Source organism: Myroides sp. DF42-4-2 (assembly GCF_030326445.1).
Classification (GTDB): domain Bacteria; phylum Bacteroidota; class Bacteroidia; order Flavobacteriales; family Flavobacteriaceae; genus Flavobacterium.
The window spans coordinates 59498-83557 of record NZ_JACAKI010000012.1; the positions used below are offsets into that span (position 1 = coordinate 59498).

Sequence of the window (24060 nt, forward strand, 5' to 3'; positions counted from 1 at the left end):
ATTTATAATTTATCATAAGCAGGGAAGCTAGGGTCTACCAAGCGCTTCCATGCTGGATTTTTTTTAATAAATGCAAACACCAAGGGACAATACGGCATCACCTTCTTGTTATGCGTTTCAATAAACTGCAGGGTTTTCTCAATTAAGGCCGTTGCAACGCCACGCCCTGCTAGGGCTTCTGGGCTTTCTGTATGAGTTAAATGAATGCGTTCTGCCTCCTCTTTATAATCAATAAAAGCAGTATGTCCGTCCACCGTTAATTCAAACCTTTTGTTTGCTCTATGCTGTTGTACGTCTATGTCTAAAAACTCTTCTTTCATATTTTTATTATTTACGGATCGTGTACGTTCAAAAATACGAATTATAAAAACGACATCTCTTATTGTACATTAATTTTCACCGAAAGATCAGCTAAAAATAATTTGGTCTTCCCTCACATTTGAAACAAAACTTGAAAAGAATATACTATTTTTGTGGCAGAAAAATTTTAATTTATATATTATGTTTGGCGATTTAATGGGAATGATGGGTAAATTACAAGAGACCCAAGCTAAAATTGAAGAAACGAAAAAGAGATTAGACACCATTCTAATTGATGACAAGAGTAATGATGAATTGCTTCACGTTACGTTGACGGCAAACAGAACTATCCGTTCTATATCCATTTCGGATGAACTAATGGAAGATAAAGAACAATTAGAGGATTACCTCGTAATGGTATTGAATAGAGCGATAGAAAAAGCGACTACTATTCACGAAGCAGAATTAGCAGCAGCAGCTAAGGATGGTATGCCTAATATTCCTGGTTTAGATTTATTTAAATAGTATATGATAAGAAAGTATTTGGGTGCAGCTCTAGTTATTGCTTCCCTATTTGCCGCTTGTGGCAAAGACACAAAAGGAACTGAAAACTTAACGATCACTGGAAAAGTAGATGGTTTAAAACAAGGAAAAGTTTTCTTATACCACGTTCAAGACACGACATTTGTGGTTCTTGATTCGTTGGTTGTTGATGGTAAATCTTCTAATTTCACCTTCAAACACCATTTGGAATCACCGGAAATGTTGTTTTTATCTTTAGATCGTGGGCACAGCAGTTCGATAGACAACCAACTGTCATTCTTCGCAGAACCGGGGACTATGACCATTGAAACGACGTTGAAAAACTTTTTTAAAGACGCAAAAGTAAGCGGATCACAAAGCAATGAGCTATACAATGAATATTTAAAGTCGAGAGCGCTTATTACTGATCGTCAAAACGAGTTGTACGTATCGCTTTTTGAGGCACAAAAGACGAATAATACCGCAAGCTTGGACAGCTTGCAAGAGGTAAACAAGAAACTGACAGGCCGTTTGTTTTTAAATGCCATCAACTTTGCGTTGAACAACAAAAACTCTGACGTTGCACCTTATATCGCCCTAACAGAGCTGTATGACCGCAACATCAAATACTTGGACACCATTTACAACTCCTTATCTCCTGAGATCGTGAATCACAAATACGGAAAGAGTTTGAATGAATTCATTCAAGAAAGAAAAAAAGAAGAAGCGAAAGCAAACGAATAATTGTAAATTGTCCTTTTACTCCAAAAGGACAATTTTTTTTTATGCTATTTTACTGTTCACTGCCAGCTGTAAACTACTCTCTACATCCAAGCCTTATTTTTACTTTCGATTTCGTATAGCCATTGGTCTTTTAGCTGTTTCAATTGATTGTAATCAGAAGTATTAAAACTCACCATGCCACCAGCGGTAAATAGGGTTAAGCTTCCTACATTGGCCGATTTTTGCCACCATAGTTGAGACAAGACAATCTTTTGAATTTTGTGTGGTTCTACTATAGTGTGGGTAATATCCCATACCCCTGATTTCACCACGATAAAATTAGGAGTAATGATTAGACGACCAATTTTAAAAGAGCGCCAAATCAATAAAGTTACTATCGCAAAATAGGTTGCTGCGCTAGAAAATTTCCACGTATCTTCTACAGCATCGGAAATAAAAAGCAAGAACAACACAACGGGAATACACGCCAAGAGGAAAAAGCGAAAACCAAAATAACGATAGTTATGTTTGAGGGTGGTTCCTTCTAATTCAAGGGGTTTGTTAAAAATCATTTCAAAAAACTCCTTGGTTTCTTCATTGGAGCAACCAGGAATTTCTAGTGCTGTTTTTTGATTTAACGATTCTTTGCCAAAAACTTGATGAATTTTAAATCCCGCGATTCCCCATAATTTCTGAAAGTAATTGCGGACAATTTTCACCAACTGCACGCGAGAAGGCTTGATGATTGTGCTTTTTGTTTGTAGTAATCCGTATGATAAAAACAGTCTTTGGTGCTGTACAACCATTTTATAGTTGTAAAACTTAACCACCGTACGGATAATATTAGCCACAAAAATGGCAGCTAAAAAGAATAGCATCACAACTAATCCCACATACAAGGTCACTCGTTCCTCCAAAAAGGCATCAATAGCCTCATCGTCAAGTGAATCTTCAAAAAATTTAGATCCTTCGTATACTAAGGAATTGGCGAATAGCAAAACAATTCCCATCGTATAGAGGTAATTGGTTGTTGCACCAACTTTTAATAGGGTTCCAATGCTAATATGGCGAACATCTCTAGGGGAAACCGTTGGGTGTTCTACTGATGGATTGTTTGTACTTTCGGTAGATTGGATTACATTTTCTTTATACGTGAGTAGGGTTTGTTTTAAGGCTTGTGCTACTTCGTGAGAAACAGATTTGATGATTCCTTCTTTGGCAACACTACCCGCAGAATCTACTTCGATCGAATAGATCCCCAACAATTTATTGATAAATGTCTGATTGATATTTACTTGCTGAATTTTAGCTAATTTAATAGTCGATTTCGTTTTATTAAAAATCCCTTTTTGAACAACAAAAGATTCTGTTTCCTTTTCGATGTGAAAGGTAAAATTGCGGTAATTCAAATAGGCAATGAGGAGTACCACAACAAAAAAAGCAAGTATACTCAATACAATCCAGGGTATGATTAATGTCCATTCTCCTTTGGTTACACGCAACAGCATTAGGATGAGCAACGGAAAAAAGGCCCGCACTAATTTTTGTAATCCATAGACGAAATTAACGACAATTCCTATGGGTGCTTGTTTATTTGGGACAAAGAAATTCATTCGCCTTCTGAATTAAGGTTTACCTCAGGAGCTTGAGTTGTTTCTTCTGATAGGGGCAACACTTGCTCGATAACAAAGGCTTTGATCTTATCTGCTTCATGTAACAACAAACCTGGAATTTTGAGATCGCCTAAATTTCCCCCTGCCGTAAAGAATTCAATTTGACACAAGCCAAATAAGCGCAGTAAAAATCCTTCGTAAATCTCGACGTGTTGTACGCGATTAAATGGAATGATAATTTGTTTTTGGTTGATTAACCCGGTTTTGTACATAATGTCGTGTTCTCTAACTACATATCCTTTTTTATGAACACCTGCCATTCGCAACACCGCTAGGCTAACAGCCAATACGATGCTGCCTATCAGTATCATTTCTTTGTACGCTACTAATAGGGCTTGCTCTTCATTTAGTGGTAAATAAAACCCCGAAGCGCCTACTGCAATAAGAATCAATACAATTGCGAATGTTGTAATTAACATTACCTGTTTGTATTTCGCATGAAGCGGTTCAAATTGTACAGCAGTTATTTCTGGCAGTTGTGAATTTTTAATCTGTCGGTTGCTAAAGCTCTCCATATGAAATAGGTGATTTATAATGAACAAATATATTCTTTTTCCTTATTGATCGTACGCTCTTCTGTGGAAACAAAAAAATAGCCACCACACCAGGTGATGACTATTTTCCAAAATTGATTTATAGATATAGAATTAAAACTAGTCCGCTACGTCTAACTTATCAGAAAGATATTTAATCCTTCGGTTTACAGGACCAAAGAGACCTTTTTTTATCTTTCTGGAAGTAAGTATTCGCGTCTTTGTTGATTTTCCTTTTTTACTTAGCTGCTTACAGTAGCTAGCATTTTTCCTATTCCGTATTTTGCTTTAGGCGATATCCAACTACAGCAAGCTACATACTACTATGCAAAAGGTGTACCAAAAAAGTAAAAATAAGCGCTTGTATTTAAGCTTTCGTGCTAAAGGATTAAGCATTCACGCTTGACGTATTTCATTCAACACTTAAACGATAAAAATCTTGTATTTATATTTGAAATATTATATGTTTGTCTCCATATGAAAATAAACGCATTACATAGCACACTACAAAAAACGTACAAAGCCTTGGCTTTATTTTGTGCGGTATGGCTTATTTTCTCTACTTGTTCAATGCAGACAAGTTTGGCACATTTACTTCATGATGATGCTGTTTCCATCGAACAACGCATAAAAACCAATAAAGCAAAAAAACATACAACAGTAACAGAACGCAACTGTCAGCAAAATGTTATACAAGATGACAACGCTTCGCTTATACAACAAGCAGGTTGGGATATTGCCAATCCGTTTGTGGCGCTTTTCGTTTCTACTTTGTTATTTTTATTTTTTGGTTTTCGCATAACTGGCGATACAAACAATCACCCGTTATACAAAGATACTTCCCAATTTCAGGGCAAACTGCCTCTATTTATCGAGTTTCAGAATCTCAGAATTTGATTGTTATTGTTTTTACTGATTAGTGTAGTGTAAGCTGTGAAAAGCTCACCTATACGATAGCTAGTATCTAGCGTTCAAACAATTCAACAACTAAGAGGTCTATATGCTTAGATCTCCTTCAATTCTATTTCACATGAAAACGAATTTTCGTTCGGCTACATTGCTGTGGTTGACCTGCGTATGTATTACGGTACAGGCACAGGAACATCCAGTGGCAACTTTGGGTAGCTTATGGCAAAAAGTAGAGCATAATTATCCTGGTTTACAAGCACAAGAGGCATTGGTTGCGTCCACTGCTAGCCAAAAACAAGCCGTAAAAAGTCAAGCTTTACCCCAATTAAAATTTCAGGCCCAAAACTCTTATGGTACTTTTGAGGGGAGTAATGGGGCATTTTTTCCACAACCTGGCTTTTTTAACGTCAGTGGAAATCCAAATTTACTTGATGGCAGTGATCAAACATCTAATACGTTTGGATCGGCCGTCATAGAATGGGAGGTTTTTGCCTTTGGAAAACAAGTACAAGAAAACAAAGCTGCCTCAGCGCAGCACAACCAATCTATTGCACAAAAGGAGCTCTATGTGGTAGAGCTAAAAAAGGAATTAGCCCTTCGCCATATTAAAAATTTATATGCGACAGCTAATTTCGAATGGATGAGTAAAAATGCGGCTCGTTTAAAAAATATAGAAGGGATAACCAATAGTTTAGCCTTATCGGGATTAAAACCAGAGGCAGACAATTTACTGGCTCATGCTTCTTATTTACAAGCTGCGGGACAGCAAAAATTCTGGACAGGTACCAAACAAGCAGCCCATATTGCAGTAGTAGAACTTGTAGGCGAATCTTTAGTACCCATTGATTCTACAGCAGTACAGCGCTTCTTGACGCATGCGCTACTACAGGAATCAGTCCTTGAAGCTACTGAAAGTGTGGACCACCCTATTTTACAACAATACAAACAACAAGCTTCTTATTTTGAACACAGTAGCAAATCTATTGGTAGAGCGTCCTTACCTAGCATCAAACTACTCGGGGGCTATGCCCTTAGAGGTACGGGTATTCAGGCAGAAACCGTATCGGATAAATGGAAGGATGGTTTTTCAAATTCGGTTGATAACTACCTAGTAGGCATTGGATTAACTTGGAATTTCTCTTCTTTATTTACAAATCAACACAAAAAACACGCGCGGAGAAAACAAGCAGAAAGCGCGGAGAAAAAATACAGTACGTATGAACAAGCGCTTCACGCCAATATCGAAGCGAGTCAAATTCAGATTCAAGAGCAAACACAACAGCTCGTACAAACCCATCAAGCGGTAGAACAAGCCACACAAGCCTATGTAATGTATATGGCGCGCTATAAGAGTGGTCTAATCACTTTAACGGAATTACTGCAGATTCAACAGTTGCTTGAACAAGCAGAAAAAACACATATTGAAGCCACCCAACACTATTGGTTACAGCTTGTTTCTGCTGCAACACTAACGGCCAACTTCGACTTTTTATTTACTAATTTATAATATAGACTACTTATGAATCTTATCAGATTTGCCTTAAGAAGACCTATAGTCATTCTTATTATTGTAATGGCTTTGGGATTCTTATCGATTAATTCTATTAAGAAAATCAATGTCGATATCTTTCCAGAAATAGAACTTCCTTCGATTTATATTGCTATGCCTTATGGGGGGCTTTCACCTGCCTATATGGATGGTTTTATGGCGAATGAATTTCAGAAAGTACTTCTCTTTGTGGGAGGGGTACAAAACATTGATTTTAAAAGCGTACAAGGGTTAACCTTGATGAAGCTTTCTTTTTATCCTGGAACTGACATGGCACAAGCCGCGGGAGAAGTTTCAACACAGGTATCCCGAGCCATGGGGTTCTTACCTCCAGGTGCTGTGCCTCCGATGGTGGTGCGCTTTGATGGGAGCTCCCTGCCTGTGGGACAATTGGTATTCGAGAGCCCTCAGCGGTCTATTACGGAATTACAAACCATGGTACAAACTAGAATTAGACCGATGTTTGTTGAAATTCCTGGAGTTACAGCTCCTGCACCTTTTGGAGGAAACGTGCGTTCAATCATTGTCAATATTGATCCGCATGCCATGCAAGCCAACGGATTAAGTCCGGAAGAAATTACGTTAGCTATCACCAAAAACAGTCATCCCTCACCTGCTGGGAACTTGCGCATCGGAGATCAAAACTTCATGACTCCCATCAATTCTATTGCCAATAATCCTGAAGTTTTCCTACATACTCCTATACGCACAACATCCGATAGAACCATTTACGTCAAAGACGTAGCTCAAGTTATTGATGCGGCGGATCAAACCACGGGATACGCCTTGATCAATGGCACGCGTTCTGTTTATTTGCCTATTATCAAAAAAGCAGATGCCTCGACCATTGACGTGGTGAAAAACTTAAAAGCGTCTTTGCCAATGTTGGAAAATACGCTACCTGAAGACGTGTCGATTCGCTATGAATTTGACCAATCCAAATACATTGAGCGCTCCTTGACCAACTTGATTCACGAAGGGATTTTAGGAGCTTTATTCACGGGATTAATGATTTTCTTATTCTTGGGAGATACCCGTGGAGCCATTATAGTAATCCTGACCATTCCTGTAGCTATTTTATCAGCTGTGGCGGCTTTGTACTTCATGGGACAGACCATCAACATCATGACCTTGAGTGGCCTCGCCCTCTCCATAGGAATTCTCGTCGATGAAGCCACGGTAACCATTGAAAACATACACCAGCATTTTGAAATGGGGAAATCAAAAGCTAAGGCCATTTTAGATGCGCTTTTGGAAATTTCCATTCCTAAATTGCTCATTCTACTGTGTATTCTTGCGGTGTTAACACCTGCATTTATTATGACGGGGATTCCCAAAGACATGTTTATGCCGCTATCTTTAGCTGTAGCTTTTGCCATGTTCTTTTCTTTCTTGGCTTCTCAAACCTTTGTTCCCATTTTAGCCAACTGGTTAATGAAGAACAAACACCTGCAGATTTACGATAAGAAAACCAAAAGACAACGCAAGTTCTTTGAGCGATTCCGCTTGCGATATTCACAAGTTATCCGCGTTTGGCACAAGAGATCCTTCGCGCTTTTTGTTGGTTATATCGTTATTGCTGTGGGCTGTATTGCGCTTTTACTTCAATTTATTGGAACGGATATTATGCCTACATCTAACAGTGGTGATTTCCAAATTCGAATTGAAGCACCCCAAGGCAGTCGAATTGAAAAAACAGAAGAGATTGTGAAAGAGATCATCGGTGATATTGCTAGTATACTGCCAGAAAATGGAATCTCCATTACGTCTTCTTTTGTGGGGATGCATCCTTCGGGAACGCCGATTAACCCAATATTCTTATTCACTAATGCATCACACGAAGCGGTGTTACAAGTCGCTATCGACCAGCAAGTGTACACGGGATCGATTGCGGAATTAAAAGAGGAAATCAGAGCAAAAGTTAGCGAAAACAGGCCTGGTGTCTTGATCAACTTCGAACCGATGGAATTAGTAGAAAAAATCATGGGGCAAGGAGCGATGACGCCGATTGAGGTTAAAGTTGGCGCGAGACAAATCAAGATGGCGGAGAGTCATGCGAAAAAGATCGAACAAGAACTAAAGGAAATTCCTTATTTACGCGACATACGAATTGCAGAACCCCTAGATTATCCCACCTTACAGATTGAGGTAAATCGCGATTTACTTGGTCAATTTGGTTTAACGATGAGCGATGTGACTCGAAGTTTAGCAACAGCAACTTCTTCCACGCGTTATACGGACAAAAACTTATGGGTAGATCCCAATTCGGGATTAGTATTTCAGGTTCAAGTACAAATACCAGAAGGCACCATTGACAGTGCGGAAAAACTCAAAGCGATTCCTCTAAAAAAAGGTAGCTTACGCCCTATATTGGAAGATGTAGCCACAGTAAAACTGGTCAATGAAGCTGCTCAAGTGAATCGAAAAGGTCCGAATCGTTACGTAACGGTTATTGCCAATATTCACGACAAGGATTTAGGAACAGCATCCAAAGCGGTGAAAAAGGCTATTGCCAGTGTAGGTGAACCCCCACGAGGAACTATTGTGTGGACAGAAGGAACATTGAATCTCCTAGACGAAACCTTGGGTAATTTACTTATTGGGTTAGGTGTTGCGGTTATTACGATTTATTTGATGCTATCTGCTTACTATCAATCTTTCCGACTGCCTATGGTTATTTTATCGGTATTGCCAGCTGTAATCGCAGGAAGTTTGATTCTATTATACCTCAGTGGAAGTACCTTGAATTTGCAATCCTATATGGGTATCATTATGTCTATTGGTGTTTCGGTTTCCAATGCAGTTCTACTGATTAATCAGGCAGAATACTACCGCAAACAAATGAAATTGCGCACGGTTAATGCGGCCCGTTTGGCTGCGTCTTCGCGATTGCGTCCTGTACTGATGACTGCTGCAGCAATGATTGCGGGTATGTTACCCATGTCGTTAGGCTTAGGAGATGGTGGAGAACAAGTGGCTCCGCTTGGGCAAGCCGTTATTGGTGGACTAATCGCCTCTACTGTTACTATCTTACTCTTGTTGCCTCATTTCTTTACCTCAACAATGAACAAAGCGACATTAGTTGATCCATCGCTCGATCCAGAGGATCCCAAAAGTAAATTTCACTCACTTGAAACCCATTAATTTTGATTTTTAATAGCTCAATTATGAAACGATATTTCATTTTATCTATTGTTGTATTAGGGAGTGCTGTTTTAGCAACGGCATGTAAGGACCAGGCTACAGTAGAAACAACGGAAACAAAACCCAAAACTACAGTTGATTTAAGTACGTCTCCAATACGCGAGTTAAATCCTTCGTATTCTATTACCCTACCAGGGGAAATAAATCCTTATGAACAAGTAGCTTTACACGCTAAGGTTAGCGGATTCATCAAACAACTCTATGTCGATCGCGGTGACTATGTTAGAAAAGGACAATTGCTCGCTCTACTAGAAGCCCCTGAGATGAATCAGCGGGCGTTATCTGACCGTTCCATTCAGGACAAGGCCTACAGTGATTACCTCTTAGCAAAACAAGTATACGATCGCTTGGTTGAGGCTTCCAAAACAACTGGAGCTGTAGCTCAAATAGAATTAGATCGGGCACAAAGTTCGATGAACAGCGCGAAATCTGCTTTTGAATCTGCGAAAGCGAGCACGGCACAGGCCAATCAATTGCAAGATTATCTGCGCATTGTTGCTCCTTTTGACGGTATTATCACCCAGCGTAACCTATCTACAGGCTCGCTAGTTGGCAATGCGGCGAATCAACCGATTTTTGAAATGGCTCAAAATGACAAGTTACGCCTGACCTTATCCATTCCTGAAAAACATGCAGGATCGATTCCTGAAGCTGCTACCGCAACTTTTAGTATCAGCTCTTATCCCGGTGAAGTTTTTACAGCCAAGCTCTCGAGATCATCTGGTGTACTCAATTCAAAAGATCGTTCTCTTACCTTAGAATTTGACATCGACAATAAGGATCGAAAACTACAGGGAGGAGATTACGCCCAAGTGAAACTAAACCTACAACGTAAACAACCAACGCTGTGGGTTGCAACAAAGAGTATACTCAATACGCAGTCGGGCAATTTTGTGATCACCAAAAAAACAGGCGATGAATTAGCGCGAATCCCAGTCGAGTTGGGCGTACAAATGGACAGCATCACCGAGGTATTCGGCTCGTTACAAGCCTCTGATCTCGTGATCAATAAACCCTCTGAAGATATGAAAAACACAAAAAAATAATTTTACTAAATGAAACTACAACAAAAAATTAAACATTCCATTTGGGGAATAGCCTTAGCTATTACCTTAGGATTAGGGAGTCAAACACAACTATTTGCCCAGCAAAATTCTGCTCCTAAAGTCAATACTACAACTACAGATGCAGTGTTTCTCGATGCTACTGGTAAAAAAGTATCGTTGAGTTCACTGCAGGGCAAGGTGGTTTTTGTCAATTTCTGGGCGACTTGGTGCCCGCCTTGTATAAAGGAAATGCCTTCTATTGAAGCCCTGAAAAATAAAATGAAAGGAAAAGATGTAGTCTTCCTCCTAGTTGATGTCGATGGCAAATACGACAAGGCAAAAGCTTTTATGGATAAGCGTAATTTAGACTTACCTGTTTATACTCCAGCTGCATCTATATCTAGTACATATTTAGGTTCTTCTATTCCAACTACAGTTATCTTTGATAAAAAAGGCAATATGATACAGCGCATTGTAGGTGGCGTGGACTTTGCTTCGGAAGAAGTAGAAAAATTTATGGAGCAGGTTTTAAAACTGTAAATTCATTGTTTTCAAATAGTTATATTTAAGGGTTCACTTCTAGTAAGTGAGCCTTTTTTTTGTAATTGTCCCCCTACCACCCTCCTACCGACTATAACACTTCTTATATTAATTACCCAATTTAATTGAATTAACAATAATAAAAACAACTCTTAACTAAAAACAAAAGAATAATCAAGGAGGTATACCTTAATTTATTGAAAAACAAATAATTCTCACTTTTTACCATCAAATATTAAGTTTAAGTTAATTTTTTGTTTATTTTAGCAAATACCAAAAAACAACAAAAACATATTATTATGACTATTCTATATTTATTTCCTATTCTACTCGGTAGCATAGGTATCCTAAATTTTCTCTTTCATCACAAACAAGTGCATCTTGTGGGGTATAGAAGTCACAATGCAATTAAAGATGATAAGCACTGGCGTGTAGCGCAAAGAACAAGTAGTTCATCCTTAGTAGCGGCGTCATTATTCTTACTATGTTTGAATTTTACGCTAACTCAATTTGAATACGCCTTGCAAACACAACAAGCGATAATGATTACCGCAAATATATTTTGTGTGTTATACACCATCATCCATACAGAAACTGTATTGGAGAAAGTAAATCAGAAAATCAACCAAAACTATATTCAAAAATAATTTCAATTATTATTATTTCTTCCTCTTTCTTGTGCTAACGATGACAACAGCCAGAAAATATTTACTTTGCTTTAAATCACTACTACTATATTAGTCAAGAAAGAGGTTTTTTTTTAAGATAATTATTATTTTACTTACGTTAAAAAAGGTGTAAACTAGCTTTTAGTTTACACCTTTTTTAGTTCATATTGAGGTAATCGTCTCCTTCTTATAAGGAGCAACCTATAAATACCCGAAAATAAATGTAATTATAATATACATATTTCTTATTTATAAATGAATTTTATTAAATTAGCTTTTAATAAAATTAAACAAATTGAAAACAAAACATAAATTACCTACGCATTGTCCGAGTTGCACAAATAAGCTTCACGTTACCCAATTAGCTTGTGAAAATTGTGAAACAACGGTAGGAGGACAATTTGAATTACCTCTACTCACTCAATTGACGCAAGAGGAGCAAGACTTTATCTTACAATTTTTTCTTTACAGCGGTAGTTTGAAGCAAATGGCACAACAGATGAACATTAGTTACCCAACTGTTCGAAACAAATTAGACGATATGATTGAACACATTAAAACGCTACAAGACCTATAACACAACCTTAACCACCACCAACAACATGAAAAACAGTTTACTCAAACCTTTTACGTATTTTCAAGAAAAGCAACTACTAGTCTTTGGACTAGGTATTAGTCTACTTTTTTGCTTGGTTCAATTGACCACGCATTCACGTACCATTTCTATTTTGCAAATCGCTAGCGTTGATCAGGCTCCTCCTACTTTGTTACAAGTGCTTGCTGATTTGGCAATTAGTTCTGGTATTATGACTCTTGCATTATATATTTTTGGTCGTATCATTAACCCAAAGACTCGATGCATTGATATTTTTAATACAGTAACCCTTGCAAGGATTCCTTTATTTCTTTGTATCCTTTTTGATGTCAATGGGTATTTGAGTTCAAAACAAAAAATTCTCCTACAATATATTAACGATCCCGAAGCCCTTGCAAGTCAAACAGCACTTCTTATTCCACTTGCGATTACCGGCATACTTACTATACTTCTTTTAGTTGGCTTCGGATATTATATCTATCAAGGCTTTAAGACCGCTACCCACATGAAAAAGCCCCTGCACATTATTGTATTTATTGTGCTAATTCTAAGTGTTGATCTATTAACCCGTTTATTAACAACAGTATATTAATATGAAAGCATTTATTCACTTCTTTATTTATCTCCTAACAACTCTATGTGCGTTAATGGGGTTTGCACAAGCACCACAAACCAAAGAGATTACAATTGATTCTCAGTTAATTGGCGATTTATACAGCAGGTCGACGGAAAACGACGATCTCGTTATTATCGTTCCAGGATCGGGTCCAACCAATCGCAATGGCAATAGCCATATTGGATTAAAAGGAGATTCTTATAAAATGTTAGCCACCGCATTGTCGACGGCGTCGTTGGATGTATTTACCTATGACAAACGCATTATCGCTCAATTAAAAGCCAATCAAGTTAAAGAAGAAGATAGTCGTTTCGAAGATGGAGTGGCTGATTTAGCCTTGATTGTCGATTATTTTGCTCCCCTATATTCTCGTATTACCTTAGTGGGGCATAGTGAAGGTGCTTTACTAGCTAATCTACAAGCAAACAAGTCTACGGCAATTACAAAGTACGTTTCTTTAGCAGGAGTAGGCACAACTGCTGATCAAATCATTTATGATCAAATCATGCAACAACTACCAATCTTAGGTCCAAGGGTAAAAGAAATCAATAGCGCATTAAAAAGAGGAGAAACGGTAGACCATATTCCTCCCATGCTTATGGCTTTATATCGTCCTAGCGTACAACCTTATCTAATTTCATGGATACAATATGACCCTAGTGTCGAAATAGCAAAAATAAAACAACCTACCTTGATTATTGATGGGGATAAAGATCTACAAGTTCCTGTCAAACAAGGAGACTTACTGAGCCAAGCAAATTCCAAGGCAAAACGCGCGACTTTAAAAAATATGAATCACGTCTTAAAACAAATAGAGAAAGACGAAGATAATATGAAAAGCTATGGGGATCCTTCTTATTCACTACATCCTGAATTGGTTCCAACCCTTGTTTCATTTATTCTAACACCTTAAACAATTTCATATGTCAGATAACCTTCTTTTTAACCACTTTTTTACACCTGTTATATTTCTTGCCATCGCTTTTATTCTGCCGCAGTGTAAGCAAATTGGTCCAGTAGGATATCGCACGCCACGTAGCATGAAAAACCAAGAAAATTGGGATTATTCACAGAAACTAAGTGGACAACTCCTACTTATTTTTGGTCTAACCCTACTCCTTGTCAATACGCTTTTTTACTTTGCTATCTTACCTTCCATGTATTTTACGTTAGTTGAAATGATTTTGATTGGTGGTGGTCTTCTTTCAATTATTCTCTATACAGAATATCGTTTATATCGCTTTGAAAAAAGCAGCAAAATTTAAACCACGAGCAAAGCCATTTCGCGTAACTGTTGTACGGGCTTGGAATACCAAAAGGGTTCAAAGTCCGTAGAACAAGTAGCTTCAAAACTATTTTTCATCTCTTGGTAGGTCTTGGTCTGTGTGGTACTTCCTTTTAATTCTTCAATAAACGCCGCAAACCAGTCTCCTTCTTCTCGATTCAGACTAACCGTAAGCGTATCATTCTTAGTGTAAAAGATGAGGTTGACCATCTCAAAAACATTTCCTTTTTTCTTTTTCTCGAAATACTCTTTATATGGATAGGTCCCCAACCAAATAATCTTTTGATTTCCTCTGTACGTGGGCAAAAGCTCACTTTCCAAGCAAGTCGCAATATAATCAGGCGGAATGGATGTACGGGGTACTTTGAAGTCAAACCATTCATTCAATGGCCAATCCAAACACATGCCGTGCATATAGTTAAACAAAGATTTCTTTAAGCCAAAGGAAAACTTGTCGTGTATAGCTCCATTCATTTCTACGTGGGGCACATCATTATTGGCAAAAGCACTGTGTTCCGTTTTCTGTGCAATGACTTTGTATTCCTCAGGATTCATTCCTACGGGAGAATGGGCTGTCATCGCAAATTGATGCCAAAAACCCGATTGCATAATCCCCGCTTCAAACAACTGGCGTACCATTTCTAGACTATCAATGGTTTCTTGTGCTGTTTGTGTTGGAAATCCATACATTAAATAGGCGTGTACGAGAATACCAGCTTCGGTAAAATTTCGATTCACCCGTGCCACTTGTTCCACGGTCACTCCTTTTTCAATGAGCTTCAACAAGCGATCAGAGGCTACTTCTAATCCTCCTGATACTGCAATACAGCCAGAAGCCTTTAACAAGAAGCACAAATCACGGGTAAAACTCTTTTCAAAGCGAATATTTGTCCACCATGATACTGTAATTTTTCTTCGGATAATTTCCAAGGCAACTTCGCGCATCAAGGCAGGTGGTGCCGCTTCATCTACAAAGTGAAAGCCTGTTTCGCCTGTTTGTTCAATTAACGTCTCCATGCGATCGACAATCAACTTGGCTGCTACAGGTTCGTAAATCTTAATATAATCTAAGCTGATATCGCAAAAAGTACATTTTCCCCAATAACATCCGTGTGCCATAGTCAGCTTATTCCAGCGTCCATCGCTCCACATGCGATGCATGGGATTGACAACCTCTATAACCGAAATATAATCATTGAGTTTGAGATCAGTATAATCTGGCGTTCCTACTTCTGCTTGTTTATAATCGCGTTTTAATGGATTATTGATGTAGAGCACTTCCTTGTTTCGACAAATAAACGTGCGTTTTAATTCCTCTTGAGCGATCTTCCCCTCTACGTATAGAATCAAATTTTCTAAAGGAGCTTCACCATCGTCTAAAGTAATAAAATCAAAAAACTCAAAAACGCGTACATCAGACAACGAACGAAGTTCTGTATTTGGATAACCGCCTCCCATGGTGGTTTTTATTTCAGGATGGTGTTGCTTAATCCATTGTGCACAGCGAAAAGCACTGTAGAGATTCCCCGGAAAGGGAACTGAGAATCCAACGATTTTGGGAGTAGTCTCCGTCACTAAAGGCGCTAAGAGCTCCAACGTCAACTCATCAATAAAGGTCAAAGGTTGTTGGAGCGAATGATATAATTCGTCAAAAGTATGAGCTGAACGCCCTAATCGCTCTGCATAACGGCTAAAGCCAAAATGTGGATCTATCGTGTCTACAATGAGATCGGCAATATCTTCTAAATACAAGGTTGCCAAATGCTTGGCTTGATCCTGAATTCCCATGGACCCAAAGGCCCATTCCAATTCTTCTAGCTGATCGAATCGGGAGGCACGTGGCAAAAAGTCTTCCTTTATAATCGTATGTGCAAACGTGGGATTTTTTCCCTGTAAAAATTTTATTACTGCATCGATCGTAGCAATATACTCTGTTTCTAACGCCAACATTCGATGGGTATTGCCGTTTACTTCTTCTACAACGCCGTGAATGTGATCAAACAATCGCGTCATTCCCTTTTTACTAAACAGCTTTAAAATAACTTCTATTCCCAAGTCACTATGGTGACTCGAAATGTTTAGGGTATTTAAAAAACCCTTGATATAAGCAGTAGCTGGATAAGGCGTATTCAGCTGCGTAAAAGGTGGTGTAATTAAAGTAATGGTTGTTTGCACAGTACAAAATTTGAAAGCAAAATTACCTACAATTTTTCACTCTAAATAATATTTTATTTTTTTCTACTTTTAATCGTAAATTTAAGTTAATATTAACTTATATTTACAAATAACCAATCCTAAAACAATAACCATATGAAATATTTTTACCTATTAATACTAGCATTATGCTCTAATTTAATACATTCACAACGAATAAACCCAGAGGATGTGATTCTAGTTTGTTCTAATCAGCAAATTGTTGGACAAACGCCACAAAACACTGCATACAACAATTTATATACCAGTTGTAGTGACATATTCTCTCCACTGACGAGTTCCCTTGCCTTATTTTTTGTTGAGATAGAATCAGGCAGTACCTTTACGTTTACCATCAGTCCTCAAGGACCCGTCGACTATGACTTTGCATCTTGGCAAAATCCCGATTTCAATAATTTAGGTTTATCCGATCGAGGTTCTCAAAACGATGGGGTTAACACTGCTTTATACGATATTGGATTATCATTAACCGAAACCATGTTATGTGAAGGTCCTGGGGTTCGCCCTGGAACTGGTGCTGCAACAGTACCTGGTTTTGTACGCTATTACGATGTGCAACCTGGAGATGGTATTCTTATTGCCATCAACCGATGGTCACCAGAAGACGCTGGATTTACACTTTCTTTTGGAGGAGATGCCGTGTTAAACTGTGATATATTGGGAAAAACATATGAAAAATGTGATATCAATCACGACAAAAAAGAGGTTTTTGATCTACAACCGATTAAAGAGGAAATCAACAATATCAACAATACCTTTATCATTGACTTCTTTGAGTCGATTGACGACGCGCGAAATGTAAATGCAACCAATATTTTACCTTCTCCTTATACTGTAAGTGTAGAAGATTATATAAAGAAAATTTACGCACGATTTAAAAGAAGTAATGGACTTTTTGTCAAAACAATAGAAATTACGTTAATTGCCAATGAAACACCTAAAGTACCCGATGAAGCCTTAAAAGACGCCTTGTGCTATCAAGAAGTGATAGCTGGTAAAAATGTGGCCACTTTTGATTTAACAAAGTTCGAAACGCAGCTTTCTGAGGGACATATCAATCCTATTACTTTCAGCTATTGGGAACAAGTCAATGGTCTACCTCAACAAATTGCCAACCCAACAGCCTTTAAAACAAGCGGTCAACCGATCACTATTCACATGGAGATTAATGGAAAATGTCCCGTTGAAACTACGCTCACCTTGACCGTAAATGATTTGGGTATTGAACCTACATCTTTTGTGTATTCAGAGTTTTGCGGTATAGAAACCGAAACGGGGATTATGTACAACCTAGAACAGACTATTCCTATCTTACTTCAAAACAAAGATAAAGATCCGTTTAAGTTACAATTTTTCACCAGCCTTCAAGATGCTGAAAACGAAAACAATGAGATCGTAGATCCTGCGAGATACTTGCTTCCCTATGACCAAGTTCAAACTCTTACCGTTAGGATAAGCGATGACAATTCTTGTTTTACCTATTCCGAAATTACACTAAATGCTAAACCAAGATTTAGAATAGCGGATCAGGTGAACACCGATTGTACGCCTTTTCTATTACCTAGTTTACCAGAAGGATATACCTATTATTTGAAAGCAAATGCAGAAGGAGAATCCTTGGATCAAATGGCTGCTCCACATCTCTTTTATGGGCCTAAAACAATTTATATCCACGCCAAAAAAGAATATGACCAACCGACATTAAATGTGTGTACGTTTGAAGATAGCTTTACCATTACAACAGAAGGATGCATAATTCCAAAGGGAATTTCACCGAATGGAGATGGGAAAAATGATTACTGGGATTTAACGCCTTATGGTGTACTCAACCTGAAGATTTTCAATCGCTATGGGGTTGAAGTATACAAAAAAACAGGGGGATACAAAAACGAATGGTATGGACAATCCAATGGCAACACCAAATTACCAAGCGGCACCTATTGGTATTACTTCGAAGGACTTACAGGTGTTTATACCGGATGGATTGAATTAATCTATTAATATTTGAAATAAAACCGTATTTTTACTATACTTAAAAAAGTTTTACTATCGATTAGTAAAACTTTTTTTTTAAAACAAACTTTCTAATTGGCCTTGTGTCTTATGCATATACCTACTATTACATTTCAAAACTCAGGTTACTTTTCCAAGTTGATGGTGGATTACCTCAACCAAGAAGAGCACATCAAACCGTTATATCAACATTTTCCAACGTTAGAGAACTTTAAACTGCAGCTGCAAGCGAAACAAAAACATTTTTCCAAAGACAAACGCAGGGTGCTACACCGCGCGCTACTCGAGCAATATAAAACAATAACTCCTTCTGCTAAAACGCTTCAAAACATAGCGCTATTGCAAGAGGAAAACACATTTACCATTACAACAGGGCATCAGTTGAACTTGTTTACAGGTCCGTTGTATTTCTTGTACAAGATTGTTTCGACAATTAACTTGACCGTCCAACTCAAACAACAATACCCTGATTATAATTTTGTGCCGGTATATTGGATGGCTACAGAAGACCACGATTTTGAAGAAATTAACCACTTCTATTTCCAAGATAAAAAAATCTGTTGGGATCAAGAAAGCAAAGGTCCTGTTGGGCGATTGAGTACCGCAACTCTTGACAAGGTATTTGATGTGTTCAAAGGACAATTGAACGCCGGAACGAATGCTAAAAAGTTAAGAGCGCTATTTGAAGCCAGCTATTTGCAACACGAAAATCTAGCAGATGCTACGCGTTCTTTAGCCAATGCGCTGTTTGAATCCCACGGCTTAGTTATTGTAGATGGAGATCACCCTCAATTAAAAAAGGTGTTTGCTCCTTCCATACAGCAAGAACTACTACAGCAAAACGCCATCAGAGAGGTAGAAAAAACCTATGAGATTCTACAAGACTACTTTATACAAGTAACGCCGCGTGATATCAACTTATTCTATATTCAAGATGATCTGCGCGAGCGAATTATCTGGGAAGACAACCTGTATAAGATTAACAATACCAAACTTTCTTTTACCAAAGAAGAGATTCTGTTGGAACTAGATAATCACCCAGAGCGATTTAGTCCCAATGTCATTTTACGCCCTTTGTATCAAGAGACCATCTTGCCTAATTTATGCTATATCGGAGGTGGAGGCGAATTGGCGTATTGGTTGCAATTAAAACCCGTTTTCGATTTACATCAAGTGGATTTTCCTATGCTGTTATTGCGTAATTCTGTACTTCTTGTAACTGAAAAACAAGTCAAAAAAATGAACAAGTTACAGCTATCTTGGACCGATATGTTCCAGGATACGGAAACCTTGCTCAACAGCAAATCAGCTGCTTTATCTGATGTTTCTTTCGACTTTGAAGCGCAGCGTCAAGTCTTACAACAGCAGTTCGAAGCGCTGAAGATTATTGCCAAACAAACGGATGCTTCTTTTATTGGAGCCGTAAATGCACAAGAGAAAAAACAGCTCAAAGGTCTAAACCACCTAGAAAAACGCTTGCAAAAAGCAGAAAAAAGAAAAAATAAAGAAACGCTGGATCGAATCATTGCGATTCAACTGGAATTATTTCCTAAAAATAGCCTACAGGAACGCTATTACAACTTCGCTCAATTCTATCAAGAAGCAGGCGACACCTTATTGCAAAAGCTATTTGATCAATTAAAACCTTTATCACACGATTTCGATATCATCGAACTATAAAAAAAACGCAAAGCTTAAAGCTTTGCGTTTTTTGTTCATACTCACTTGGGGTTCCTATTTTTTTGTATAGCCCATACCACGAGAGACAGGCCATACATCCTTGAATCCATATTGTTCATACAAGCGATAAGCTTCGCCGTCTGCAATTAAATTAACATAACAAGAATCGGGTATATTTGCCTGAATGAATTCATCTAATTTTGTCATGATTCGTTTACCTAACCCGCGTTTTTGATGCGCTGGAAGAACACAAATATCCACAACTTGACAATGACAGGCACCATCGCCTACTAGACGTCCCATTCCTATAATTTCGTTGTTATTCTCTCCATCTAATACGGCAACACAACAAAGTGAATTGCGCAATCCAATGGTTGCTGCTTCTGGTGTTTTGGGAGATAATCCCGATTGTACACGTAAGTTACAATAGGTGTGTACGTCTATATTTTGGTAGATAACTTGGTAATTCATTTTTTTGTAAAGTTTGTTATTTGCTCTTTGTGCGGTTTGCTCTTTGCGCGGTTTGCTCTTTGCGCGGTTTGCTCTTTGCGCGGTTTGCTCTTTGCGCGGTTTGCTCTTTGTGCGGCTTGTTAACCGTAAACCAAAAAGGAACCTTTCGGTTCCTTTTTTTAGCTCTGCGCTATATCTTCTAAATGTTCGTCTTTTAAGGTTAACTTCATCTTTTCTACTGAATTTCGATACATATTCTTCACTTCTCCAGTATAGTGTTGTAAATCGACGACATCTCCTTCTTTTAATTCTTGATCTGGGCAAACTTCGCTGATTAATCCCGCTAGGGTATCGTAGTGTTCACTTTCTTCAAATTTGAAAGGCAACCATCGGTTGATATCTGAGATATTAGAGTGGGCATCGACCATATAAACTCCTTCACCAACAGATACTACAATCGGTTCTTCGTTGTCGTATTCGTCCTGAATTTCACCTACTAATTCTTCAAGAATATCTTCCATTGTAATAATTCCGGTGAATTCTCCAACCTCATTCGTCGCAATTGCCATCTGCAAGTGTTTCGCTTGAAACTGTTTCAATACGTTTTTAATCAACGCATTTTCTGCTATATAAATAGGCTCTCTCATCAAAGAAGCAAGGGATACATCTTCTTTTTCTTTGATCATTGCTTTCATCAAATCCTTGGTATAAATTACACCTTTGATATCATCTAAAGAGTCATCGTAAACTGGAAAACGAGAATACCCTTCCGTAATTGCATAATCGATAGCTTCTTTTACACTGGTGTTAATTTCAATGGCAGAAACATTTTTACGCAGGGTCTGAATATTGTTTACACGTCTATCGTCAAACTCGAAAACATTTTGAATCAACAGGCGTTCTGTTTCTTCAATTGCTCCACCAGCTTGACTTTCGGTAATAATCATTTTTAGTTCTTCTTCTGTGTGTATATCTGCCCCATGTACAGGAGTAATACCAAACATACGCAAGATACCATTTGCTAATCCATTCATCAACCAAATAATTGGTTTAAACACAAAGTAAAACACACGCAAAGGCAAAGCAATCGAGAATGTAGTCTTTGTAGGGAAGTGAATCGCTATTGATTTAGGAGCTAATTCTCCAAATACGATGTGTAAAATAGTAATGATCGCAAATGCTATAGGGAAAGATACACTTTTAGCTACTGAATACCATTCAGGTCCGGTCATACCGAATAATTCAAAAACCTTCATGATAACTGGAGTCAATGAACTTTCTCCAACCCATCCTAATCCTAGTGAAGCTAAAGTAATACCTAATTGAGTAGCAGCTAAGTAAGCATCTAGGTTTGCTACAATATTTTTTGCAACACCTGCTACTTTAGAATTTAATTCTTGGTGTACTTCAATCTGTGAAGTTCTTACTTTTACGATTGCAAATTCTGCTGCAACGAAAAATCCATTTAGGAATACTAAGAATAAGGTAAGCAATAACTTACCAACTGAAATTTCTTCTGGTACAATACTAACGTTAGCTAATATTGTCGTGATCTGGGGGTATATGTCCATTTTACAAATTCAAAAGGTCCTGGTTAGATTTTTTAAGGACCTATAGAGCGAAGTTTTAGTTTCATCGCCAATTCATATCAAAATTAATAATTATTTTGATATAATATCAAGGTTAACACTCGTTTTTTTTGCAACGAGCAATTAACTCGGTATCAAGGAAGTAATCAACTAGCCTTTCTACTTTTTTTTCTGAGTACTTGTACTTCTAATGCTGTGTATATCACATTGATTTTGCTTCAAAATGAAAAGGCAACATATTAATTAAGGAAGGGGAATAGCATACAATTCCCTCAGCCCCCATAAAAAACAGTTCGATGGGTTGTGCTTGTTTCACTTCGTATTCCAAAATACTCTGCCTACACGCTCCACAAGGAGGAATAGGATGATCTGTTACTTTTAAGTCTGAGGTTGCTGAGATTGCTAGTTTTAAAATTCTTTTTCCTGGATGCAAAGCCCCAGCTTGAAAAATAGCCGTTCGTTCTGCACATAAACCTGAGGGAAATGCTGCATTCTCTTGATTTGAGCCTAGCACTATCGTTCCATCTTCCAAAAGCAAGGCCGCACCTACGCGAAATTGCGAATATGGCGCATACGCATTTTTTCTTATTTCAACAGCTTGTTGCATCAACACTTGGTCTTGCTGTTCCAATGCCGCTAGAGATTCATACTCTATAAAGGTTGTTGTAACTTCTATTTTTTTCATAACTCAAACAATTAGAGATAAAAAATCCAAACTCGTTTTTACTTCAACGGTTTGGATTTGGTTACAAATATAATACTTTTCTATTTATCCTTTGTGATAGGTCTTTCTTCCTAAGTCAATACTCAGTGAAAAACGCAAGGTATTTTCAAGTGGATTGGTTACTTTGGAGGTAGAGAACAAATACGATAAATCTACAGTAATAGCACTGTATTTGAATCCTGCTCCTAAAGTAGCATATTGTCTAGCCCCCTTGTTTTTGTTTTCACTAAAATAACCTGCGCGGAAGGCGAACACATTGTCATACCAATATTCTGCTCCAAACGACCAAGCTATTTCTTTCATTTCTTCGCTAAATCCTCCTGGTGCGTCTCCAAAAGATTTGAATACACCTTTAAACCAACCAATGTCGTTATACTTGCGCATTTCTTCTGAATCTCTGATATCAGCTGGAGGCGTCGGTACCATTAATTTATTAAACTCCGCACCAATTGTTAAGGTGTTATAATCATCTAAGATAAAATCAAATCCCGCACCTAATTTTAGGTTAGCCGGTAAGAAATCTCCAGTAGGTCTATCGCTATAGCTAATTTTAGGACCTAAATTTTGCAAGTTAAAACCAAATCTCCAACGACCGTCAAAATCAGCAAAAGACATGCGATCCGATTGATAGAATCCTGAAATATCCACCGCAAAAGTGCTAGCACTATTTGAATCTCCATCTCCTGTATCAGGTAGTTTTAGATTGGAATTGATGAAACGCCCGGTTACAGCTCCTGAAAAATTATCACTTAATTTCAAAGCGTAAGAAGCATCAATGGCAAATTCACTTGGTTTATAGGTAGATCCCATACTGTTGTAGTCTTGTCGATAGGTTACCTCCCCCATTCCAAAATAACGAAATCCTACGGCAAAGGCACTTCTCTCGTTGTATTTGTTGTAATAGTTCATTTGTGCCAAAGACATATCATTGGATATTTTTGACATATAAGGAGTATAGCTCAGCGCTACCCCTTGGTCTTTCTTAGCAAAAGCGTATTTTGAAGCATTGTGTTGTTGTGAAAAAACATCTGTCGTTGTAGCCACCCCCATGTCTCCCATACCTGCGGATCTAGCATCGGCTGCAATTGTAAGGAAGGGCACTCCCGTTGTGATCGGATGCATATCTGTTTGTGCATACAAGGCAGATCCACCAAGTATAGATAAAACTAATGCGGTAATATTTTTCATCCAGTTGTGTGTATTAATATTATACAAATATAATTGTTT

At 38.0% G+C, this 24060-nt stretch carries 22 protein-coding genes; 14 read left to right on the forward strand and 8 right to left on the reverse strand.

The genetic code is table 11. The features are described from left to right. Positions 1-2: 2 nt before the first annotated feature. Positions 3-320: a GNAT family N-acetyltransferase gene (locus HX062_RS10200; protein WP_286467305.1), complete on the reverse strand. Its 318-nt coding sequence runs from the start codon at positions 318-320 to the stop codon at positions 3-5. A 181-nt stretch (positions 321-501) separates the two neighbouring features. Here HX062_RS10200 and HX062_RS10205 point away from each other — a divergent pair, with 181 nt between their 5' ends. Next, complete coding sequence (locus HX062_RS10205; protein ID WP_286467307.1) at positions 502-825, forward strand: YbaB/EbfC family nucleoid-associated protein; 324 nt, start codon at positions 502-504, stop codon at positions 823-825. A 3-nt stretch (positions 826-828) separates the two neighbouring features. Next, the gene (locus tag HX062_RS10210) at positions 829-1566 is read left to right on the forward strand and encodes a DUF4369 domain-containing protein (protein ID WP_182627268.1); all 738 of its coding nucleotides are present in this window, start codon (positions 829-831) and stop codon (positions 1564-1566) included. Between the two features lie 80 nt (positions 1567-1646). On the opposite strand, the gene HX062_RS10215 is transcribed toward HX062_RS10210, so the two are convergent. Then, positions 1647-3158 (reverse strand): PH domain-containing protein, encoded by a 1512-nt coding sequence (locus tag HX062_RS10215; RefSeq protein WP_286467308.1) that lies wholly within the window; start codon positions 3156-3158, stop codon positions 1647-1649. Continuing rightward, entirely contained in the window at positions 3155-3733 is a 579-nt protein-coding gene (locus tag HX062_RS10220) for a PH domain-containing protein (RefSeq protein ID WP_286467310.1), read from the reverse strand. The genes HX062_RS10215 and HX062_RS10220 overlap by 4 nt, the downstream gene beginning before the upstream one ends. Positions 3734-4228: 495 nt before the next feature. Here HX062_RS10220 and HX062_RS10225 point away from each other — a divergent pair, with 495 nt between their 5' ends. The 10 genes from HX062_RS10225 (at position 4229) to HX062_RS10270 (ending at position 14143) form a co-directional block, all read left to right on the forward strand. After that, positions 4229-4648 (forward strand): hypothetical protein, encoded by a 420-nt coding sequence (locus HX062_RS10225; protein WP_286467311.1) that lies wholly within the window; start codon positions 4229-4231, stop codon positions 4646-4648. A gap of 133 nt (positions 4649-4781) precedes the next feature. Then, on the forward strand, positions 4782-6167 hold the full coding sequence (locus HX062_RS10230) for a TolC family protein (RefSeq protein ID WP_286467312.1): 1386 nt from the start codon (positions 4782-4784) through the stop codon (positions 6165-6167). Positions 6168-6179: 12 nt separating this feature from the next. Then, positions 6180-9353, forward strand: a complete 3174-nt coding sequence (locus HX062_RS10235; protein WP_286467313.1) for an efflux RND transporter permease subunit — start codon at positions 6180-6182, stop codon at positions 9351-9353. 23 nt (positions 9354-9376) lie between these two features. Then, positions 9377-10459: an efflux RND transporter periplasmic adaptor subunit gene (locus HX062_RS10240; protein WP_182627256.1), complete on the forward strand. Its 1083-nt coding sequence runs from the start codon at positions 9377-9379 to the stop codon at positions 10457-10459. A gap of 9 nt (positions 10460-10468) precedes the next feature. After that, on the forward strand, positions 10469-10999 hold the full coding sequence (locus HX062_RS10245) for a TlpA family protein disulfide reductase (protein ID WP_182627254.1): 531 nt from the start codon (positions 10469-10471) through the stop codon (positions 10997-10999). A gap of 299 nt (positions 11000-11298) precedes the next feature. After that, entirely contained in the window at positions 11299-11646 is a 348-nt protein-coding gene (locus tag HX062_RS10250) for an SdpI family protein (protein ID WP_182627252.1), read from the forward strand. Positions 11647-11962: 316 nt separating this feature from the next. After that, positions 11963-12244, forward strand: a complete 282-nt coding sequence (locus HX062_RS10255; RefSeq protein WP_182627251.1) for a DUF2089 domain-containing protein — start codon at positions 11963-11965, stop codon at positions 12242-12244. A 25-nt stretch (positions 12245-12269) separates the two neighbouring features. Next, complete coding sequence (locus HX062_RS10260) at positions 12270-12854, forward strand: hypothetical protein (RefSeq protein ID WP_286467315.1); 585 nt, start codon at positions 12270-12272, stop codon at positions 12852-12854. 1 nt (position 12855) lies between these two features. Further along, positions 12856-13791 (forward strand): alpha/beta hydrolase, encoded by a 936-nt coding sequence (locus HX062_RS10265; RefSeq protein WP_286467316.1) that lies wholly within the window; start codon positions 12856-12858, stop codon positions 13789-13791. A gap of 10 nt (positions 13792-13801) precedes the next feature. Further along, the gene (locus HX062_RS10270; RefSeq protein ID WP_286467317.1) at positions 13802-14143 is read left to right on the forward strand and encodes an SdpI family protein; all 342 of its coding nucleotides are present in this window, start codon (positions 13802-13804) and stop codon (positions 14141-14143) included. Here the strand turns inward: HX062_RS10270 and HX062_RS10275 are convergent. Further along, positions 14140-16338: a B12-binding domain-containing radical SAM protein gene (locus HX062_RS10275; RefSeq protein ID WP_182627245.1), complete on the reverse strand. Its 2199-nt coding sequence runs from the start codon at positions 16336-16338 to the stop codon at positions 14140-14142. The genes HX062_RS10270 and HX062_RS10275 overlap by 4 nt on opposite strands. Before the next feature lie 135 nt (positions 16339-16473). Here HX062_RS10275 and HX062_RS10280 point away from each other — a divergent pair, with 135 nt between their 5' ends. Beyond that, positions 16474-18378 carry a T9SS type B sorting domain-containing protein gene (locus HX062_RS10280; protein ID WP_286467318.1) on the forward strand — a complete coding sequence of 635 codons (1905 nt, stop codon included), beginning with the start codon at positions 16474-16476 and terminating at the stop codon, positions 18376-18378. 102 nt (positions 18379-18480) lie between these two features. After that, positions 18481-20070: a bacillithiol biosynthesis cysteine-adding enzyme BshC gene (gene bshC, locus HX062_RS10285; RefSeq protein ID WP_286467319.1), complete on the forward strand. Its 1590-nt coding sequence runs from the start codon at positions 18481-18483 to the stop codon at positions 20068-20070. 54 nt (positions 20071-20124) lie between these two features. Here bshC and HX062_RS10290 read toward each other — a convergent pair whose 3' ends face one another. From HX062_RS10290 to porV, 4 genes are all read right to left on the reverse strand, one after another. Continuing rightward, positions 20125-20541, reverse strand: a complete 417-nt coding sequence (locus HX062_RS10290) for a GNAT family N-acetyltransferase (RefSeq protein WP_286467321.1) — start codon at positions 20539-20541, stop codon at positions 20125-20127. 158 nt (positions 20542-20699) lie between these two features. Then, positions 20700-22091 carry a hemolysin family protein gene (locus tag HX062_RS10295; RefSeq protein ID WP_182627238.1) on the reverse strand — a complete coding sequence of 464 codons (1392 nt, stop codon included), beginning with the start codon at positions 22089-22091 and terminating at the stop codon, positions 20700-20702. 220 nt (positions 22092-22311) lie between these two features. After that, on the reverse strand, positions 22312-22794 hold the full coding sequence (locus tag HX062_RS10300) for a cytidine deaminase (RefSeq protein WP_182627236.1): 483 nt from the start codon (positions 22792-22794) through the stop codon (positions 22312-22314). An 84-nt stretch (positions 22795-22878) separates the two neighbouring features. Beyond that, entirely contained in the window at positions 22879-24021 is a 1143-nt protein-coding gene (porV, locus tag HX062_RS10305; RefSeq protein WP_182627234.1) for a type IX secretion system outer membrane channel protein PorV, read from the reverse strand. Between the last annotated feature and the right edge of the window lie 39 nt (positions 24022-24060).

What these genes read in the sequence shown, in the direction of transcription:
- HX062_RS10200 (WP_286467305.1), bottom strand. Translation starts at nt 320, where the DNA reads ATGAAAGAAGAGTTTTTAGACATAGACGTACAACAGCATAGAGCAAAC.
- HX062_RS10205 (WP_286467307.1), top strand. Translation starts at nt 502, where the DNA reads ATGTTTGGCGATTTAATGGGAATGATGGGTAAATTACAAGAGACCCAA.
- HX062_RS10210 (WP_182627268.1), top strand. Translation starts at nt 829, where the DNA reads ATGATAAGAAAGTATTTGGGTGCAGCTCTAGTTATTGCTTCCCTATTT.
- HX062_RS10215 (WP_286467308.1), bottom strand. Translation starts at nt 3,158, where the DNA reads ATGAATTTCTTTGTCCCAAATAAACAAGCACCCATAGGAATTGTCGTT.
- HX062_RS10220 (WP_286467310.1), bottom strand. Translation starts at nt 3,733, where the DNA reads ATGGAGAGCTTTAGCAACCGACAGATTAAAAATTCACAACTGCCAGAA.
- HX062_RS10225 (WP_286467311.1), top strand. Translation starts at nt 4,229, where the DNA reads ATGAAAATAAACGCATTACATAGCACACTACAAAAAACGTACAAAGCC.
- HX062_RS10230 (WP_286467312.1), top strand. Translation starts at nt 4,782, where the DNA reads ATGAAAACGAATTTTCGTTCGGCTACATTGCTGTGGTTGACCTGCGTA.
- HX062_RS10235 (WP_286467313.1), top strand. Translation starts at nt 6,180, where the DNA reads ATGAATCTTATCAGATTTGCCTTAAGAAGACCTATAGTCATTCTTATT.
- HX062_RS10240 (WP_182627256.1), top strand. Translation starts at nt 9,377, where the DNA reads ATGAAACGATATTTCATTTTATCTATTGTTGTATTAGGGAGTGCTGTT.
- HX062_RS10245 (WP_182627254.1), top strand. Translation starts at nt 10,469, where the DNA reads ATGAAACTACAACAAAAAATTAAACATTCCATTTGGGGAATAGCCTTA.
- HX062_RS10250 (WP_182627252.1), top strand. Translation starts at nt 11,299, where the DNA reads ATGACTATTCTATATTTATTTCCTATTCTACTCGGTAGCATAGGTATC.
- HX062_RS10260 (WP_286467315.1), top strand. Translation starts at nt 12,270, where the DNA reads ATGAAAAACAGTTTACTCAAACCTTTTACGTATTTTCAAGAAAAGCAA.
- HX062_RS10265 (WP_286467316.1), top strand. Translation starts at nt 12,856, where the DNA reads ATGAAAGCATTTATTCACTTCTTTATTTATCTCCTAACAACTCTATGT.
- HX062_RS10270 (WP_286467317.1), top strand. Translation starts at nt 13,802, where the DNA reads ATGTCAGATAACCTTCTTTTTAACCACTTTTTTACACCTGTTATATTT.
- HX062_RS10280 (WP_286467318.1), top strand. Translation starts at nt 16,474, where the DNA reads ATGAAATATTTTTACCTATTAATACTAGCATTATGCTCTAATTTAATA.
- bshC (WP_286467319.1), top strand. Translation starts at nt 18,481, where the DNA reads ATGCATATACCTACTATTACATTTCAAAACTCAGGTTACTTTTCCAAG.
- HX062_RS10290 (WP_286467321.1), bottom strand. Translation starts at nt 20,541, where the DNA reads ATGAATTACCAAGTTATCTACCAAAATATAGACGTACACACCTATTGT.
- HX062_RS10295 (WP_182627238.1), bottom strand. Translation starts at nt 22,091, where the DNA reads ATGGACATATACCCCCAGATCACGACAATATTAGCTAACGTTAGTATT.
- HX062_RS10300 (WP_182627236.1), bottom strand. Translation starts at nt 22,794, where the DNA reads ATGAAAAAAATAGAAGTTACAACAACCTTTATAGAGTATGAATCTCTA.
- porV (WP_182627234.1), bottom strand. Translation starts at nt 24,021, where the DNA reads ATGAAAAATATTACCGCATTAGTTTTATCTATACTTGGTGGATCTGCC.